Below are 17,705 nucleotides of genomic sequence, written 5' to 3' on the forward strand. Positions count from 1 at the left end.
TATGGCAAAAGGTAAATTCGAGCGCACCAAGCCGCATGTGAACATTGGCACGATCGGCCACGTCGATCATGGCAAGACGTCGCTGACGGCGGCGATCACGAAGTATTTTGGCGAATACAAGCGCTATGACCAGATCGACGCGGCCCCGGAAGAGAAGGCGCGCGGCATCACGATCTCGACGGCGCATGTCGAGTATGAGACGGCCAACCGTCACTATGCCCACGTCGACTGCCCCGGCCACGCCGACTATGTGAAGAACATGATCACGGGCGCCGCGCAGATGGACGGCGCGATCCTGGTCGTGTCGGCCGCCGACGGCCCGATGCCGCAGACCCGCGAGCACATCCTGCTGGCCCGTCAGGTCGGCGTGCCCTCGATCGTGGTGTTCCTCAACAAGGTCGACCAGGTCGACGACGCCGAGCTGCTCGAGCTGGTCGAGCTCGAGGTTCGCGAGCTTTTGTCGAAGAACGAGTTCCCCGGCGACGACATTCCGATCGTCAAGGGCTCGGCGCTGGCCGCTCTTGAAGACTCCAACAAGACCATCGGCGAGGACGCCATCCGCGAGCTGATGGCTCAGGTCGACGCCTACATCCCGACGCCGGTCCGTCCGCTGGACAAGCCGTTCCTGATGCCGATCGAAGACGTGTTCTCGATCTCGGGCCGCGGCACGGTGGTGACCGGCCGCGTCGAGCGCGGCGTAGTCAAGGTCGGCGAGGAACTGGAAATCGTCGGCATCCGTCCGACCGCCAAGACGACCTGCACGGGCGTGGAGATGTTCCGCAAGCTGCTCGACCAGGGTCAGGCGGGCGACAACATCGGCGCGCTGCTGCGCGGCATCGACCGTGAAGGCGTCGAGCGCGGCCAGGTTTTGGCCAAGCCCGGCTCGGTGAAGCCGCACAAGAAGTTCGTGGCCGAAGCCTACATCCTGACCAAGGACGAGGGCGGCCGCCACACGCCGTTCTTCACCAACTACCGTCCGCAGTTCTACTTCCGCACGACGGACGTGACCGGCATCGTGACGCTGCCGGCCGGCACCGAGATGGTGATGCCCGGCGACAACATCACCGTCGACGTCGAGCTGATCGTGCCGATCGCGATGGAAGAGAAGCTGCGCTTCGCCATCCGTGAAGGCGGCCGCACCGTCGGTGCAGGCATCGTCGTCACCATCAAGGAATAATTGGACCGGCTTTTTGCCGGTTCTACAGGAAAGGGCGGTCTTCGGGCCGCCCTTTTTCGTTTGCTAGCATCGTACGGAACAAGTCTTGCGGGGTTGTTTCGGAGCTATTGCAAGCACCGTTGCAGCAACTATTATCGGTTGTGTTGGGGGTGTTTTCAAATGGTTCCGGGGCGGTTTGACTCTCAAGCACTGTGGTCGCTACAGCTTATTTGCCTGCTTGCGCTGCTCGTCGCGGCAAAGATGGCTTTCGCCGAAGAGACGCAAGTCAACCTAGGCCCACCGATGCAGTTCGGCATTGTGCGCAGCGATGCGCCGGGTTGCGAGCCGATCTGCCCCGAATGGATATCCGCCGAAGGCTCGATCGAGACCGAGACGCCGGCGTTGTTCAAGCGCTTCCTGAAGAAGCTCGGCGGACGAAAGCTGCCCATTATCGTCAATTCCCCGGGGGGCAGCGTCGACGCGGCGTTGCAGCTTGGCCGAATGATCCGCAAGAACAAGTTCGATATCGCCGTCGGCACGACCAAATTCACCGGTTGTCCGCCGGGCATGGATTTCTGCCAACCGGGCGAGGGCGCCACCTATTTCGGTGTTGCGTCTGACAGCGGCGCCATATGCAATTCCGCTTGTCCGCTGATGTTTGCCGGCGGCGTCAGGCGCCTCGCTGGCGGGCAGGCCTATGTTGGCGTGCATCAGATCACCACGACCTACTTTCCTACCAGGCGGCAGTATCGAACCACTTATCAGACCGTACGGGGCAGGAAATATCAGGTTACCACCGAATACATCATTCAGGGCGACAGCTACAAGGTCTACAAGATGAGCAAGTCTCTCGAGAGAAGGCTCGCCGCCTATTTCAGCGAAATGGGCGTCGAAAAGGGCGTGCTTCTGACGATGAAGAACACGCCGGCCAGCGCCATCCATCAGCTGGAGCTACATAACATGCTTCAGATGAAGCTCGTCACCAGCGGTGACTATTCCGGGCTGCTGACTCTGGCAGGCATCTGTCAGGCCAACCCGGCGCCTGAAAATTGCAGGGAAATGACGTCGCCAACAGACAAGGCAAAGCAGTTGGCCAACGTCGCGCAAACCAAGGCGTCATCGAGCGGGTCTGAACCCCCGTCAGGCAGTCCTGGAACCCGCTTGGTGTTCTGCAGCGACACGAATGGCCCCGGCATCGGCGAGGTTTGCGGCAATCCTGGCCAAGCTGGAGCATGGTCGGCTTGGCACGGAGATGTGGTGGGTCGCCCATACACGCAGATGAAGCCCTGATAACGACGGTCGAGACGTCCTTTGTTGCGGGACCGGCTCTGTGGCCCTTTTCAAACCTGTTGCAAGCACCATTGCGGCAACTAGTATGGATTGTACCCAAGGGGCTTGGTCAGCGTGGTTGCGGAACGCCGTTCAGCAAATAGTTCGTGGTGTCGCGGGTTGGTTCGCTCGGCCCTGGCTGTCGCCATGGGCCTGGCTGCCTTTGCGGCCGAGGCAAAGGAAGATCCGCCGGATTACGGTCCGACGATGCGCTTCATCGTGGTGCGCAGCAGTGCGCCGGGCTGCGAGCCGAATTGCCCGGAATGGATTTCCGCCGAAGGTACGATCGAGGCCGGCACGCCGGCGCTGTTCAGGCGCTTGCTGAACACGCTCGGAGGGCGGCAACTGCCGATCGTCGTCAATTCTCCCGGCGGCAATGTCGATGCCGCGCTCCAGCTTGGACGCATGATCCGCAAGAACAAGCTCGATATCGCGGTCGGCATCACGGAGTTTTCCGGTTGCTCGCCGGGGATGAAAAACTGCCGGCGCAACGACGCCGAGCAGCAGCCCTATTCCGGCGTCGCTTACGACAGCGGCGCGATGTGCAATTCGGCCTGCCCGCTGATGTTTGCCGGCGGCATCCGCCGCGTCGTCGGCGAATGGGCCTATCTCGGTGTCCACCAGATCACCACCACCTTCCGGCGTGAGCAACTGCTCTACCGTACGACCTATCGGATCGTGAACGGCAAGAAGAAGATCATCAGCACCAGGATCGTCAGCCGCAAGAATGCCGGCAGCTACAAGACCTATGAGATGAGCAAGGCGGTCGAAAAGCGGCTGTCGGCCTATCTGAAGGAAATGGGCGTCGAACAGGGCGTGCTGGATGTGATGAAGGCCACGCCCGCCAGCGACATCCGGCAGATCGAGCCAGACGACATGCTGCAGATGAAGCTCGTCACCAGCCTCGACTCGCTCGATCTGCTGACCGAAAAGACCGTGTGCCGGCGCAACCCCGTGCCGGCGAATTGCCGCGAGGTGCCGTCGAACGGCAAGCCGGCTGAGGTCGCGAACGTTGAAGCCGCGCCTTTGCCCGCTGCTCCGGCCCCGGCGCCCGGGCCGCAGATCCAGGAACAGGAGATGCGCTTCGTTGTCGTCCGCGGCAGCAATCCGCTTTGCAATCCCGATTGTCCGGAATGGATTTCGGCGGAAGGCATGATCGCCGAAGGCACGGCCGGCAAGCTTCGCCAACTGCTCGATACGATCGGCGGGCGCAGGTTGCCGATGGTCGTCAACTCGCCAGGCGGCGATGTGCAGGCAGCGCTTGCCGCAGGTCGCCTGATCCGTGAGCGCGGGTTGGATGTCGCGGTCGCCCGAACGGACTTTCTCGATTGCGATCCGGGCAAGGCGGGCTGCGAACCGACCGAAGGCCTCTACAGCGGCCTCACCATCGATGCAGGCGCCCAATGCGACGCTGCCTGCGCGGTGATGATCGCCGGCGGCATCCGGCGCCTTGTCGGTGCCGATGCGCATTTTTTGGTGCATTCCATGGGCATGGAAGAGAAGGTCAGGGCGTATCTCGACGAAATGGCGATCGGCTCAGACCTTTTTGCCGCCATGCAGTCGGCGCAGTTTGCCAAGCACAGGGAACTTAGCCAGGGCGAATTGCGCGAATTCGGGCTCACGACCGGACCGCAATCGGTGGATGCGCTGACCGGGGCGACAATCTGCAACTCATCGCCGAAACCGGACAATTGCCGGGTGCTGCCGGCCGCCAACGCCGAGGCCGAGGCGCCAGCGAAACTTTAGAGCAATTCCGGGAAAAGTGTTTGCGGTTTTCCGTCCGGATTGCGTGGACAAGGAGATAGCCCGCACTGGCCATCGAGGCAGGTTGAGGCGGGTAGGGCGGTGCCGCTATCCTCCTGCCGCGATTTGCGGAACGGAGGATCGGCGATGAGCGCGGAAATCCCGACTTTGTACGAATGGGCCGGAGGCGGCGAGGCGCTCAACAGGCTGACACGCACTTTCTACGGCAAAGTGGCCCTGGATCCGATTGTCGGCCCTGTGTTCAAGACCATGTCGCCGGATCATCCGGCGCACGTCGCCGCCTTCATCGGCGAGGTCTTCGGCGGGCCGAAAACTTATAGCGAGGAGTTTGGCGGCCACCGCGAGATGGTGATGCATCATCTCGGCAAGCACCTCACCGAGGAGCAGCGCCGCCGCTGGATCAACCTGCTAGCCGACTCGGCCGATGAAGTCGGCCTGCCCGATGATCCGGAATTCCGTTCCGCTTTCATGGGCTATGTCGAGTGGGGATCGCGGCTGGCGAAGATGAACTCGAATCTGGGCGAGACCTGCGACCCCGAGACCGAGCCGATGCCGGCCTGGGGCTGGGGCGTGCCGGGCGGACCGTACAAGCCGCCGGCCGGAAAGTCGTAGGCCCAGGCGCGTTTTCTGGCAACGCAATCCGTCGCTGGCGAAAATGCATGCATGAAATCCGGCAAAGCTTTGAAAACGGCAGGTCGGTGCTCTTTACAGAGGGCCCGGAAGCTTTTAGGAAGCGCCTGCGCCGAACAAGCGCATGCACGGGCATAGCTCAGTTGGTAGAGCGGCGGTCTCCAAAACCGCAGGTCGTAGGTTCGAGCCCTGCTGCCCGTGCCATTTCCCAAACGGCCAATCGGAAGTCTCCGCGGTTGAAAATCGGCGGGTGGCTTGCCATATAGCCGGGATTGGGGCATAAGCCCAGCATAGCCGGGACGGGACGACTGGATGGTTCCGAGGCGGCGTTAGGACATAAAGCGGACCCTTGCCACTTGCGTGGATTAAGAATCGGTTTTATGTAGACAGAACAGACACGCGACGCGTGGAGCTGGGAAGCCGGCTTTACGCGTCTGATTTGCGTGGGTGAAATAGCGGCGATGATTCGCGCCGCATAGCGCCCAGGCGGCACGTCCCGGCCAGCGGGATCATCCAGGAGGCCCGGCCAACGGGTCTTGAAAACAGGCAGCACATGGCTTCGAAAACCACTAATCCCTTCACCTTTCTCCAGCAGGTTCGCGCGGAGACAGCAAAGGTGACATGGCCGTCGCGGCGCGAAACCATGATCTCGACCGTGATGGTCCTGGTGTTCGCGGTGATCGCGATGCTCTTCTTCTTCGCAGCCGACATTCTGATGGGCTATGCGATCGAGTGGATCCTGGGTCTCGGGCATTAATTCGGCGGTTTACGGAGAGGTCGTGAAATGACTGCGCGGTGGTATATCGTCCACGCCTATTCGAACTTCGAGAAGAAGGTCGCCGAGGACATCGAGAACAAGGCCAAGCAGAAGGGCCTGGCCGGCGAGATCGAGCAGATCGTGGTGCCGACCGAGAAGGTCGTCGAGATCCGCCGTGGCCGCAAGGTCGATGCAGAGCGCAAGTTCTTCCCGGGCTATGTGCTCCTGAAGGCCAACCTGACGGACGCCGTGTTCTCGCTGGTCAAGAACACGCCGAAGGTCACCGGCTTCCTGGGCGACTCCAAGCCCGTGCCGATCACCGAGACCGAGGCGCAGCGTATCCTGAACCAGGTCCAGGAAGGCGTCGAGCGGCCGAAGCCTTCGGTCACTTTCGAGATCGGCGAGGCGATCCGCGTTTCGGATGGTCCGTTCGCGTCGTTCAACGGCGTCGTCCAGGAAGTGGACGAGGAGCGCGCCCGCCTCAAGGTGGAAGTTTCGATCTTCGGGCGCGCCGTGCCCGTCGATCTGGAATTCGGACAGGTCGAAAAGGGCTGATCCGTATACCCGCGCCCGAAGGGCGTCGGGGCGGCGTGAACTGACGCCGCATGAACGGGTGGGAGGCGAGGGCGGCATAGCCGGCCGTCGGAACCGCACCACCAGACTGCAACCGCCGGTGTCCCGCTAATGGGCCGGCATGAGAAAAGGCAGGAATAGAGATGGCTAAGAAAGTTGCAGGCCAGCTCAAGCTCCAGGTTGCCGCGGGCTCGGCCACGCCGTCGCCCCCGATCGGCCCGGCGCTTGGTCAGCGCGGCATCAACATCATGGAATTCTGCAAGGCGTTCAACGCGCAGACCCAGGAACTCGAGAAGGGATCGCCGATCCCGGTCGTCATCACCTACTACCAGGACAAGTCGTTCACCTTCGTCATGAAGACGCCGCCGGTGAGCTACTTCCTGAAGAAGGCCGCCAACTTGAAGTCGGGCTCCAAGGAGCCGGGCAAGACCAAGGTCGGCACGATCAGCCGCGACAAGGTGCGCGCGATCGCCGAGCAGAAGATGAAGGACCTGAACGCAAACGACGTCGAGGCGGCCATGCGCATGGTCGAGGGCTCCGCCCGCTCGATGGGCCTGGAAGTGGTGGGCTGAGATCATGGCAAAGATTGCAAAGCGTGTTGCCAAGAGCCGCGAAGGCATCGATCCGAACAAGGCTTATGCGCTCTCCGAGGCGCTGCAGCTGCTCAAGGACCGGTCCAAGGTGAAGTTCGACGAGACCGTCGAGGTCTCGATGAATCTCGGGGTCGATCCGCGCCATGCCGACCAGATGGTCCGCGGCGTGGTCAACCTGCCGAACGGCACCGGCCGCTCGGTGCGCGTCGCGGTGTTCGCTCGTGGCGACAAGGCCGAGGAAGCCAAGGCCGCCGGCGCCGATATCGTTGGCGCCGAGGACCTGGTCGACATCGTCCAGAAGGGCACGATCGATTTCGATCGCTGCATCGCCACCCCGGACATGATGCCGCTGGTCGGCCGTCTGGGTAAGGTGCTCGGCCCGCGCGGCATGATGCCGAACCCGAAGGTCGGCACCGTGACCACCGACGTGGCCGCGGCCGTCAAGGCTTCGAAGGGCGGCGCCGTCGAGTTCCGCGTCGAGAAGGCCGGCATCGTCCAGGCCGGCGTCGGCAAAGTCTCGTTCGACGTCAAGGCGCTGGAAGAGAATGTGCGCGCGTTCGCCGATGCGGTGAACAAGGCCAAGCCGGCTGGCGCCAAGGGCAACTACGTCAAGAAGGTGTCGGTCACCTCGACGATGGGCCCGGGCCTCAAGCTCGACATCGCGACGCTCGCCGCGTCGTAAGTGTCGTCCGGTCGGCCTTGAGCTGATCGTAATAAGAATTCCGGACCGCCGATCCGTCGGCGGCCCGGTACCGGGAGCCGAAAGGTTTCCGGATATCCTGTCCGAGATTGCAGGCGGCCCAACAGCCTTAATTCATGTGGGCCTGCATGAGACGGGTGAAGACCCGACAAAGGAGCAACTGCTCCAATGAAAGGTTCGAACCGTGTTTGCCTTTTGTCAGCGCATCGCCGGCTTTGCCGTCGGTGTGGCGAAAGGGGGCAGGATCCTCGAGCGTCGTTCGGGAGATCCAGGATTTGGATGGCCCGGCCGGCAAAAGGCAACCCGACTTCTGACCTCGAAAATGAGGCAGGGGTCAACTGGAGATAGGCAGTGGACAGAGCGGAAAAGCGCGAACTCGTCACGGGCCTGAATGATGCGTTCTCGAACGCGGGTTCAGTCGTCGTGGCCCACTACGCCGGTATCACCGTGGCGCAAATGAACGACCTTCGGTCGAAGATGCGCGCCGCCGGCGGCACCGTCAAAGTCGCGAAGAACCGTCTCGCCAAGATCGCTCTTCAGGGCACGGACTCCGCATCGATCATCGATCTGTTCAAGGGACAGACGCTGGTCGCTTATTCGGAGGATCCGATTGCGGCGCCGAAGGTCGCGTCCGAATTCGCCAAGGGGAATGACAAGCTGGTCATTCTCGGCGGCGCGATGGGCTCGACCTCGCTCAACGCCGATGGTGTCAAGGCGCTCGCCACGATGCCGTCGCTCGACGAGCTGCGCGCCAAGCTGGTTGGCATGATCGCCACGCCGGCAACCCGGATCGCCCAGATCGTCAATGCGCCCGCGGCTTCGGTCGCGCGTGTCATCGGCGCTTACGCCCGGAAGGACGAGGCGGCATGAGGCCGTTCCTCGCTGTCAACAACACACGTTCGAACCAAATAAAGGAATATCAAAATGGCTGATCTCGCGAAGATCGTAGACGACCTTTCGAGCCTGACCGTCCTCGAGGCGGCTGAGCTGTCGAAGCTTCTGGAAGAGAAGTGGGGCGTTTCGGCCGCCGCTCCGGTGGCTGTTGCCGCCGCTGCCGGTGGTGCTGCCGCTGCTGCTGCTCCGGCTGAAGAGAAGACGGAATTCGACGTCGTTCTCGCCGACGCCGGTGCCCAGAAGATCAACGTCATCAAGGAAGTCCGCGCCATCACCGGCCTTGGCCTCAAGGAAGCCAAGGACCTGGTCGAAGCGGCTCCGAAGCCGGTCAAGGAAGGCGTTTCCAAGGCCGATGCCGACAAGTTCAAGGCTCAGCTGGAAGCAGCTGGCGCCAAGGTCGAGCTGAAGTAACAGGCGAGGGCGGACGGTCTCGCGCCGTCCGCCCCCTCCCTTGGGTTGAGGGAGGGTGTTGTTGCGCGAGGCGTTTGAAAACCTCTTTCCTGAGGGCCGAAAAGCGGCCTTCCGGAAACGGGTTTTCTCCCGTTTTAGCCGGCTGCCGCCAAGCTGTTGGCAGTGAACGGCAAAGAACAGATAGGGGCAGCCGCCGAGGCCGCCCGTTGGTGCAAGGCGAGCCGCGGCGAGGTTCGTCCCGAGTTTAGAGCTAAGGAGCGACGATGGCCCAGACCCAGACTTTCAATGGCCGCAGACGCGTACGCAAGTTCTTCGGAAAAATCCCGGAAGTTGCGGAGATGCCGAACCTGATCGAGGTTCAGAAGGCATCCTATGACCAGTTCCTGATGGTGGACGAGCCCAAGGGCGGCCGTCCGGACGAAGGGCTGCAGGCCGTTTTCAAGTCGGTCTTCCCGATCTCCGACTTTTCCGGCTCCTCCATGCTGGAGTTCGTGAAGTACGAGTTCGAGGCACCGAAATTCGACGTTGACGAATGCCGTCAGCGCGACCTGACCTATGCTGCGCCGCTCAAGGTGACGCTGCGTCTCATCGTGTTCGATATCGACGAGGATACCGGCGCGAAGTCGATCAAGGACATCAAGGAGCAGGACGTTTATATGGGCGACATGCCGCTCATGACGTCGAACGGCACCTTCATCGTCAACGGCACCGAGCGTGTCATCGTCTCGCAGATGCACCGCTCGCCGGGCGTCTTCTTCGACCATGACAAGGGCAAATCGCACTCGTCGGGCAAGCTGCTGTTTGCCGCGCGCGTCATCCCCTATCGCGGCTCGTGGCTCGACATCGAGTTCGATAGCAAGGACGTCGTGCACGCCCGCATCGACCGCCGCCGCAAGATCCCGGTGACGTCGCTTCTGATGGCGCTCGGCATGGACGGCGAGGAGATCCTCTCGACCTTCTACAACAAGATCACCTACAAGCGCTCCGGCGACCACTGGCGCATTCCGTTCAATGTCGAGCGGTTCCGCGGCCTCAAGGCCGTTGGCGACCTGGTCGACGCCGACACGGGCGAGGTTGTTGTCGAGGCCGGCAAGAAGATCACCGCCCGCCAGGCCCGCCAGCTTGGCGAGAAGGGTCTCAAGGCCATCAAGGCGACCGATGAGGACCTGCTCGGCAACTACCTTGCCGAGGACATCGTCAACTACGCCACCGGCGAGATCTTCCTCGAAGCCGGCGACGAGATCGACGACAAGACGCTGAAGGTGCTGCTCGGCACCGGCGAGGACGAGATCCAGATCCTGGACATCGACCACGTCAATGTCGGCGCCTACATCCGCAACACGCTGGCCGTCGACAAGAACGAAAGCCGCCAGGACGCGCTGTTCGACATCTACCGCGTCATGCGTCCGGGCGAGCCGCCGACGCTCGAGACCGCCGAAGCCATGTTCAACTCGCTGTTCTTCGACAGCGAGCGCTATGACCTGTCGGCCGTCGGCCGCGTCAAGATGAACATGCGCCTCGAGCTCAAGGCCGAGGACACCGTGCGCGTGCTGCGCAAGGAAGACATCCTGGCCGTGGTCAAGACGCTGGTGGAACTGCGCGACGGCAAGGGCGAGATCGACGACATCGACAATCTCGGCAACCGCCGCGTGCGCTCGGTCGGCGAGCTCATGGAGAACCAGTACCGCGTCGGCCTGCTGCGCATGGAGCGCGCGATCAAGGAACGCATGTCCTCGATCGAGATCGACACGGTCATGCCGCAGGACCTGATCAACGCCAAGCCGGCGGCCGCCGCCGTGCGCGAGTTCTTCGGTTCCTCGCAGCTGTCGCAGTTCATGGACCAGACCAACCCGCTGTCGGAGATCACCCACAAGCGTCGCCTTTCGGCGCTTGGACCGGGCGGTCTGACCCGCGAGCGCGCCGGCTTCGAGGTGCGCGACGTGCACCCGACGCATTACGGCCGCATCTGCCCGATCGAGACGCCGGAAGGTCCGAATATTGGTCTGATCAACTCGCTCGCCACCTTCGCGCGCGTCAACAAGTACGGCTTCATCGAAAGCCCGTACCGCAAGATCGTGAACGGCAAGCTGACCAACGAGGTTGTCTACCTGTCGGCGATGGAAGAGGCCAAGCACTACGTCGCGCAGGCCAACGCCGAGCTCGACAAGAACGGCAGCTTCGTCGACGAGTTCGTCATTTGCCGTAACGCCGGCGAAGTGATGATGGCGCCGCGCGAGAACGTCGACCTGATGGACGTCTCGCCGAAGCAGATGGTCTCTGTTGCGGCAGCGCTCATCCCGTTCCTCGAGAACGACGACGCCAACCGCGCGCTGATGGGCTCGAACATGCAGCGTCAGGCCGTGCCGCTGGTGCGCGCCGAGGCGCCGTTCGTCGGCACCGGCATGGAGCCGGTCGTCGCCCGTGACTCTGGCGCCGCCATCGGCGCCCGCCGCGGCGGCGTGGTCGACCAGGTGGACGCGACCCGTATCGTCATCCGCGCCACGGAAGATCTCGATCCCGGCAAGTCCGGCGTCGACATCTACCGGCTGATGAAGTTCCAGCGTTCGAACCAGAACACCTGCATCAACCAGCGTCCGCTGGTGCGCATGGGCGACCGCGTCAACAAGGGCGACATCATTGCCGACGGTCCGTCGACCGAGCTCGGCGATCTGGCGCTCGGCCGCAACGTGCTGGTCGCGTTCATGCCGTGGAACGGCTACAACTACGAGGACTCGATCCTGCTTTCCGAGCGCATCGTGGCCGATGACGTCTTCACCTCGATCCACATCGAGGAGTTCGAGGTCATGGCGCGTGACACCAAGCTCGGGCCGGAGGAAATCACGCGCGACATTCCGAACGTTTCGGAAGAAGCGCTGAAGAACCTCGACGAGGCCGGCATCGTCTATATCGGTGCCGAAGTGCAGCCGGGCGATATCCTGGTCGGCAAGATCACGCCGAAGGGCGAAAGCCCGATGACGCCGGAAGAAAAGCTTCTGCGCGCCATCTTCGGCGAGAAGGCCTCGGACGTTCGCGACACCTCCATGCGTATGCCTCCGGGCACCTTCGGCACAGTCGTCGAAGTGCGCGTCTTCAACCGCCACGGCGTGGAGAAGGACGAGCGCGCGATGGCGATCGAGCGCGAGGAGATCGAGCGTCTGGCCAAGGACCGCGACGACGAGCAGGCGATCCTCGACCGCAACGTCTATGCGCGTCTTTCCGACACGCTGGTCGGCAAGGAAGCGATCGCCGGACCGAAGGGCTTCAAGAAGGGTTCGAAGCTGTCGAAGGATACGCTCGACGAGTATCCGCGTTCGCAGTGGTGGCAGTTCGCCGTGGAGAACGAGAAGCTCCAGGGCGAGCTCGAGGCTCTGCGCGGCCAGTATGATGAGTCCAAGAAGGCGCTCGAGCAGCGCTTCATGGACAAGGTCGAGAAGGTGCAGCGCGGCGACGAAATGCCTCCGGGCGTCATGAAGATGGTCAAGGTCTTCGTGGCGGTGAAGCGCAAGATGCAGCCGGGCGACAAGATGGCCGGCCGTCACGGCAACAAGGGTGTCGTGTCGCGCATCGTTCCGGTCGAGGACATGCCTTTCCTCGAGGACGGCACGCATGCCGATATCGTGCTCAACCCGCTGGGTGTGCCGAGCCGCATGAATGTCGGCCAGATCCTGGAAACGCATCTGGGCTGGGCTTGCGCAGGCATGGGCAGGAAGATCGGCGAGCTGATCGACGCGTATAAGGGCGGCGGCGACATCAAGCCGCTGCGCAAGACGCTGGAAAGCTTCATGCCGGCCAACGACCGCAACGAGCCGATCCGCGAATATGACGACGAGAGCATCGTTCGCCTGAGCGAGCAGATGCGCCGCGGCGTCTCCATCGCGACACCGGTGTTCGACGGCGCGCACGAGGTCGACATCAACACCATGCTGGAGCAGGCGGGCCTGCACACCAGCGGTCAGTCGCAGCTCTATGACGGCCGCACCGGCGAGCCGTTCGATCGCAAGGTGACGATGGGCTATATCTATATGCTCAAGCTGCACCACCTGGTGGACGACAAGATCCACGCGCGTTCGATCGGTCCGTACTCGCTCGTCACCCAGCAGCCGCTGGGCGGCAAGGCGCAGTTCGGTGGCCAGCGCTTCGGCGAAATGGAGGTCTGGGCGCTCGAAGCCTACGGCGCCGCCTACACGCTGCAGGAAATGCTGACGGTGAAGTCGGACGACGTGGCCGGCCGCACCAAGGTCTACGAGGCGATCGTGCGCGGCGACGACACGTTCGAGGCGGGCATTCCGGAGAGCTTCAACGTTCTCGTCAAGGAAATGCGCTCGCTCGGCCTCAATGTGGAGCTGGAGAACACCCAGGTCGAAGAGACCCAGACGCGTCTTCCCGACGCAGCCGAGTAAGGCAATGGCGCGCCGCTCCAGGATGCGGCGCGCCCTTGAAATTTTTCGGTCGGGCAACCGGCCAGTCAGCGGACATTTCGTCCGCGATCGATTGAAGGGGTTATCGAGGACCCCGAAAAGGAGAACGGCATGAACCAAGAGGTCATGAATCTCTTCAACCCGCAGGCGCCTGCGCAGGTGTTCGATTCCATCCGGATCTCGCTTGCCAGCCCAGAGAAGATTCTGTCCTGGTCGTTCGGCGAGATCAAGAAGCCGGAGACCATCAACTACCGCACCTTCAAGCCGGAGCGTGACGGCCTGTTCTGCGCGCGCATTTTTGGCCCGATCAAGGACTACGAATGCCTGTGCGGCAAGTACAAGCGCATGAAGTACAAGGGCGTCATCTGCGAAAAGTGCGGCGTCGAAGTCACGCTGTCGCGCGTTCGCCGCGAGCGCATGGGCCATATCGAGCTCGCCGCGCCCGTCGCCCATATCTGGTTCCTGAAGTCGCTGCCCTCGCGCATCGGCACGCTGCTCGACATGACCCTCAAGGACATCGAGCGTGTGCTCTACTTCGAGAACTACATCGTCACCGAGCCGGGCCTCACCGCGCTGAAGGAGAACCAGCTCCTCAGCGAGGAAGAGTACATGCTCGCCGTCGACGAGTATGGCGAGGATTCCTTCACCGCCATGATCGGCGCCGAGGCCATCCATGACCTCCTGGCCGGCATGGATCTGGAGAAGATCGCCGGCGATCTTCGTTCGGAGCTGGCTTCGACCACGTCCGAGCTGAAGCAGAAGAAGTATCTGAAGCGGCTCAAGGTCGTCGAGAACTTCATGGAATCCGGCAACCGTCCGGAATGGATGATCATGAAGGTGGTTCCGGTGATCCCGCCGGACCTGCGCCCGCTCGTCCCGCTGGACGGCGGCCGCTTCGCCACGTCGGACCTGAACGATCTCTATCGCCGCGTCATCAACCGCAACAACCGCCTGAAGCGGCTGATCGAGCTGCGTGCGCCCGGCATCATCGTGCGCAACGAGAAGCGCATGCTGCAGGAAGCCGTCGATGCGCTGTTCGACAACGGCCGTCGCGGCCGCGTCATCACCGGCGCCAACAAGCGTCCGCTGAAGTCGCTGTCCGACATGCTCAAGGGCAAGCAGGGCCGGTTCCGTCAGAACCTGCTCGGCAAGCGCGTCGACTATTCCGGCCGCTCGGTCATCGTGACCGGTCCGGAGCTGAAGCTGCATCAGTGCGGTCTGCCGAAGAAGATGGCGCTCGAGCTGTTCAAGCCCTTCATCTACGCCCGCCTCGACGCCAAGGGTTTCTCCTCGACCGTCAAGCAGGCGAAGAAGCTGGTCGAGAAGGAGCGTCCGGAGGTTTGGGATATCCTCGACGAGGTCATCCGCGAGCATCCGGTGCTGTTGAACCGCGCGCCGACGCTGCACCGCCTCGGCATCCAGGCGTTCGAGCCGACCCTGATCGAAGGCAAGGCGATCCAGCTGCATCCGCTGGTCTGCACCGCCTTCAACGCGGACTTCGACGGTGACCAGATGGCGGTCCACGTGCCGCTGTCGCTGGAAGCGCAGCTCGAAGCCCGCGTGCTGATGATGTCGACCAACAACATCCTGCACCCGGCCTCCGGCGCGCCGATCATCGTGCCGTCGCAGGACATGGTTCTCGGTCTCTACTATCTCTCGATCGTCAACCAGAACGAGCCGGGCGAAGGCATGGTGTTTGCCGACATGGGCGAGCTCCAGCATGCGCTGGAGACCAAGGCCGTGACGCTGCACGCCAAGATCAAGGGTCGCTTCCGCACGGTCGACGCCGAAGGCAACGTCGTGTCGAAGATCTACGACACCACGCCCGGCCGCATGATCATTGGCGAGCTTCTGCCGAAGAACGTCAACGTGCCGTATGAGACCGCCAACCAGGAGATGACCAAGAAGAACATCTCCAAGATGATCGACACCGTCTACCGCCACTGCGGTCAGAAAGAGACGGTCATCTTCTGCGACCGCATCATGGCGCTTGGCTTTGCCCATGCTTGCCGTGCCGGCATTTCGTTCGGCAAGGACGACATGCTGATCCCGGATACCAAGCTAAAGCTGGTCTCCGAGACCGAGGCTTTGGCCAAGGAGTACGAGCAGCAGTACAATGACGGCCTGATCACGCAGGGCGAGAAGTACAACAAGGTCGTCGACGCCTGGGCCAAGTGCTCGGAAAAGGTCGCCGACGAGATGATGGCGCGCATCAAGGCGGTGGAGTTCGAGGACAACGGCCGTCAGAAGCCGATGAACTCGATCTACATGATGTCGCATTCGGGTGCGCGCGGTTCGCCCACCCAGATGCGTCAGCTCGCCGGCATGCGCGGCCTGATGGCCAAGCCCTCGGGTGAAATCATCGAGACGCCGATCATCTCGAACTTCAAGGAAGGCCTCACCGTGCTCGAGTACTTCAACTCGACCCACGGCGCCCGCAAGGGTCTGGCCGACACCGCCTTGAAGACGGCGAACTCGGGCTACCTCACCCGCCGTCTCGTCGACGTGGCGCAGGACTGCATCGTCAACTCCGTGGATTGCGGCACCGACAAGGGCCTCACCATGCAGCCGATCGTCGATGCCGGCCAGATCGTCGCCTCGGTCGGCCAGCGCGTGCTGGGCCGTACCGCGCTCGACGACATCAACCATCCGGTCACCGGCGATCTGCTGGTCAAGGCCGGCAAGCTGATGGACGAGCGCGATGTCGAGCAGATCGAAAAGGCCGGCGTGCAGTCGGTCCGCATCCGCTCGGCGCTGACCTGCGAGGTCAGGACCGGCGTGTGCGCCGTCTGCTACGGTCGCGACCTGGCCCGCGGCACGCCCGTCAACCAGGGCGAGGCTGTCGGCGTCATCGCGGCGCAGTCGATCGGCGAGCCGGGCACCCAGCTCACCATGCGTACCTTCCACATGGGCGGCACGGCGCAGGTGGTGGATTCCTCGTTCCTTGAAGCCTCCTATGAGGGCAAGGTGCAGATCCGCAACCGCAACGTGGTGCGCAACTCGGAAGGCCAGCAGATGGTCATGGGCCGCAACATGGCGGTGCTCATCCTCGATGAGACCGGCAAGGAGCGCGCCACGCACCGCGTCGCCTATGGTTCGCGCATCTTCGTGGACGATGGCGACAAGGTGAAGCGCGGCCAGCGTATCGCGGAGTGGGATCCCTATACCCGCCCGATCCTCACCGAAATCGAGGGCAGGGTGGCGTTCGAGGACCTGGTCGACGGCATCTCCGTTCAAGAAACTGCCGACGAGTCGACCGGCATCACCAAGCGTGAGGTCATCGACTGGCGTTCGACGCCGCGCGGCAGCGACCTGAAGCCGGCGATCGTCATCCAGGACGCCAAGGGCAAGGTCGGCAAGCTGTCGAAGGGCGGCGATGCACGCTTCCTGCTCTCGGTCGAGGCCATCCTGTCGGTCGAGCCGGGCGCCCATGTGAAGCCTGGCGACGTGCTGGCGCGTATCCCGATGGAAAGCGCCAAGACCAAGGACATCACCGGTGGTCTGCCGCGTGTTGCGGAACTGTTCGAGGCTCGCCGTCCGAAGGATCACGCCATCATCGCCGAGATCGATGGCACGATCCGCTTCGGCCGCGACTACAAGAACAAGCGCCGCATCATCATCGAGCCGCATGACTCGACGCTGGAGCCGGTTGAGTACCTGATCCCGAAGGGCAAGCCGTTCCATCTCCAGGACGGCGACGTCATCGAGAAGGGCGACTACATCCTCGACGGCAATCCGGCGCCGCACGACATCCTGGCGATCAAGGGCGTGGAGGCGCTTGCCTCCTACCTCGTCAACGAGATCCAGGAGGTCTACCGACTGCAGGGCGTGTCGATCAACGACAAGCACATCGAGGTGATCGTTCGCCAGATGCTGCAGAAGGTCGAGATCACCACGCAGGGCGACTCGACCTACATCCCGGGCGACCACGTCGACGTGATCGAACTGGAAGAGGTTAACGAGCGCCTGATCGAGGACGGCAAGAAGCCGGCCGAAGGTCAGCCGGTGCTGCTCGGCATCACCAAGGCCTCGCTGCAGACGCCGTCCTTCATCTCGGCCGCCTCCTTCCAGGAGACGACCAGGGTCCTCACCGAGGCAGCGGTTGCCGGCAAGACCGACATGCTGCAGGGCCTGAAGGAAAACGTCATCGTCGGTCGTCTGATCCCGGCCGGCACCGGCGGCACGATGAGCCAGATCCGGCGCATCGCCACCTCGCGCGACGAGCTCATCATCGACGAGCGCCGCAAGGCCTCCGGTGTCGAGGTCGCCGAGCCGATGCTGACCGACATGGTCAACGCCGCGCAGTAAGCGGCACGATATGAGAAACGTAGAGAAGGGGCCCACACGGGCCCCTTTTTGCATTCAGAGCATGATCCCGAAAAGTGGGTACCGGTTTTCGGGGAAGATCATGCTCCAACAAAGAAACCAGGGATGATGGATCTACGAGCCGTCATCCTGATCTAACTTCACTAACGAGGAA

12 protein-coding genes and 1 tRNA gene are annotated in these 17,705 nt (G+C 62.7%); all 13 read left to right on the plus strand.

Features of this window, described 5'->3' with window-relative positions:
• Position 1 precedes the first annotated feature (1 nt).
• Complete coding sequence (gene tuf, locus EN852_RS32605; protein WP_040983039.1) at positions 2 to 1,177, plus strand: elongation factor Tu; 1,176 nt, start codon at positions 2 to 4, stop codon at positions 1,175 to 1,177.
• Positions 1,178 to 1,336: 159 nt separating this feature from the next.
• Complete coding sequence (locus EN852_RS32610) at positions 1,337 to 2,446, plus strand: hypothetical protein (protein WP_127879980.1); 1,110 nt, start codon at positions 1,337 to 1,339, stop codon at positions 2,444 to 2,446.
• A 186-nt stretch (positions 2,447 to 2,632) separates the two neighbouring features.
• Positions 2,633 to 4,231 carry a hypothetical protein gene (locus EN852_RS32615; protein WP_246694474.1) on the plus strand — a complete coding sequence of 533 codons (1,599 nt, stop codon included), beginning with the start codon at positions 2,633 to 2,635 and terminating at the stop codon, positions 4,229 to 4,231.
• Positions 4,232 to 4,375: 144 nt separating this feature from the next.
• Positions 4,376 to 4,861: a group II truncated hemoglobin gene (locus tag EN852_RS32620; protein ID WP_127868903.1), complete on the plus strand. Its 486-nt coding sequence runs from the start codon at positions 4,376 to 4,378 to the stop codon at positions 4,859 to 4,861.
• Between the two features lie 146 nt (positions 4,862 to 5,007).
• Positions 5,008 to 5,083 (plus strand) — tRNA-Trp (locus tag EN852_RS32625).
• 349 nt (positions 5,084 to 5,432) lie between these two features.
• Positions 5,433 to 5,636: a preprotein translocase subunit SecE gene (secE, locus tag EN852_RS32630; RefSeq protein ID WP_027170383.1), complete on the plus strand. Its 204-nt coding sequence runs from the start codon at positions 5,433 to 5,435 to the stop codon at positions 5,634 to 5,636.
• 27 nt (positions 5,637 to 5,663) lie between these two features.
• Positions 5,664 to 6,191, plus strand: coding sequence for a transcription termination/antitermination protein NusG (gene nusG, locus EN852_RS32635; protein WP_095818149.1), 528 nt, complete (start codon positions 5,664 to 5,666; stop codon positions 6,189 to 6,191).
• 161 nt (positions 6,192 to 6,352) lie between these two features.
• Positions 6,353 to 6,781: a 50S ribosomal protein L11 gene (rplK, locus tag EN852_RS32640; protein WP_042642146.1), complete on the plus strand. Its 429-nt coding sequence runs from the start codon at positions 6,353 to 6,355 to the stop codon at positions 6,779 to 6,781.
• Between the two features lie 4 nt (positions 6,782 to 6,785).
• Entirely contained in the window at positions 6,786 to 7,484 is a 699-nt protein-coding gene (gene rplA / locus EN852_RS32645; RefSeq protein WP_127879981.1) for a 50S ribosomal protein L1, read from the plus strand.
• Between the two features lie 369 nt (positions 7,485 to 7,853).
• Positions 7,854 to 8,372, plus strand: coding sequence for a 50S ribosomal protein L10 (rplJ, locus tag EN852_RS32650; RefSeq protein ID WP_127868901.1), 519 nt, complete (start codon positions 7,854 to 7,856; stop codon positions 8,370 to 8,372).
• 54 nt (positions 8,373 to 8,426) lie between these two features.
• Positions 8,427 to 8,807, plus strand: a complete 381-nt coding sequence (rplL, locus tag EN852_RS32655) for a 50S ribosomal protein L7/L12 (protein WP_042642152.1) — start codon at positions 8,427 to 8,429, stop codon at positions 8,805 to 8,807.
• 263 nt (positions 8,808 to 9,070) lie between these two features.
• Positions 9,071 to 13,207, plus strand: a complete 4,137-nt coding sequence (gene rpoB, locus EN852_RS32660; RefSeq protein WP_127868900.1) for a DNA-directed RNA polymerase subunit beta — start codon at positions 9,071 to 9,073, stop codon at positions 13,205 to 13,207.
• Positions 13,208 to 13,336: 129 nt separating this feature from the next.
• Positions 13,337 to 17,533, plus strand: coding sequence for a DNA-directed RNA polymerase subunit beta' (gene rpoC, locus EN852_RS32665; protein WP_127879982.1), 4,197 nt, complete (start codon positions 13,337 to 13,339; stop codon positions 17,531 to 17,533).
• Positions 17,534 to 17,705: the final 172 nt, after the last annotated feature.

This window comes from Mesorhizobium sp. M2E.F.Ca.ET.209.01.1.1 (assembly GCF_004010375.2).
GTDB lineage: Bacteria > Pseudomonadota > Alphaproteobacteria > Rhizobiales > Rhizobiaceae > Mesorhizobium.

Bases quoted from the DNA above. Each gene is read 5' to 3' on its own strand.
- rplK (WP_042642146.1), top strand. From the start codon at position 6,353: ATGGCTAAGAAAGTTGCAGGCCAGCTCAAGCTCCAGGTTGCCGCGGGC.
- rplA (WP_127879981.1), top strand. From the start codon at position 6,786: ATGGCAAAGATTGCAAAGCGTGTTGCCAAGAGCCGCGAAGGCATCGAT.
- rpoB (WP_127868900.1), top strand. From the start codon at position 9,071: ATGGCCCAGACCCAGACTTTCAATGGCCGCAGACGCGTACGCAAGTTC.
- EN852_RS32615 (WP_246694474.1), top strand. From the start codon at position 2,633: ATGGGCCTGGCTGCCTTTGCGGCCGAGGCAAAGGAAGATCCGCCGGAT.
- rplL (WP_042642152.1), top strand. From the start codon at position 8,427: ATGGCTGATCTCGCGAAGATCGTAGACGACCTTTCGAGCCTGACCGTC.
- secE (WP_027170383.1), top strand. From the start codon at position 5,433: ATGGCTTCGAAAACCACTAATCCCTTCACCTTTCTCCAGCAGGTTCGC.
- EN852_RS32620 (WP_127868903.1), top strand. From the start codon at position 4,376: ATGAGCGCGGAAATCCCGACTTTGTACGAATGGGCCGGAGGCGGCGAG.
- nusG (WP_095818149.1), top strand. From the start codon at position 5,664: ATGACTGCGCGGTGGTATATCGTCCACGCCTATTCGAACTTCGAGAAG.
- EN852_RS32610 (WP_127879980.1), top strand. From the start codon at position 1,337: ATGGTTCCGGGGCGGTTTGACTCTCAAGCACTGTGGTCGCTACAGCTT.
- rpoC (WP_127879982.1), top strand. From the start codon at position 13,337: ATGAACCAAGAGGTCATGAATCTCTTCAACCCGCAGGCGCCTGCGCAG.
- tuf (WP_040983039.1), top strand. From the start codon at position 2: ATGGCAAAAGGTAAATTCGAGCGCACCAAGCCGCATGTGAACATTGGC.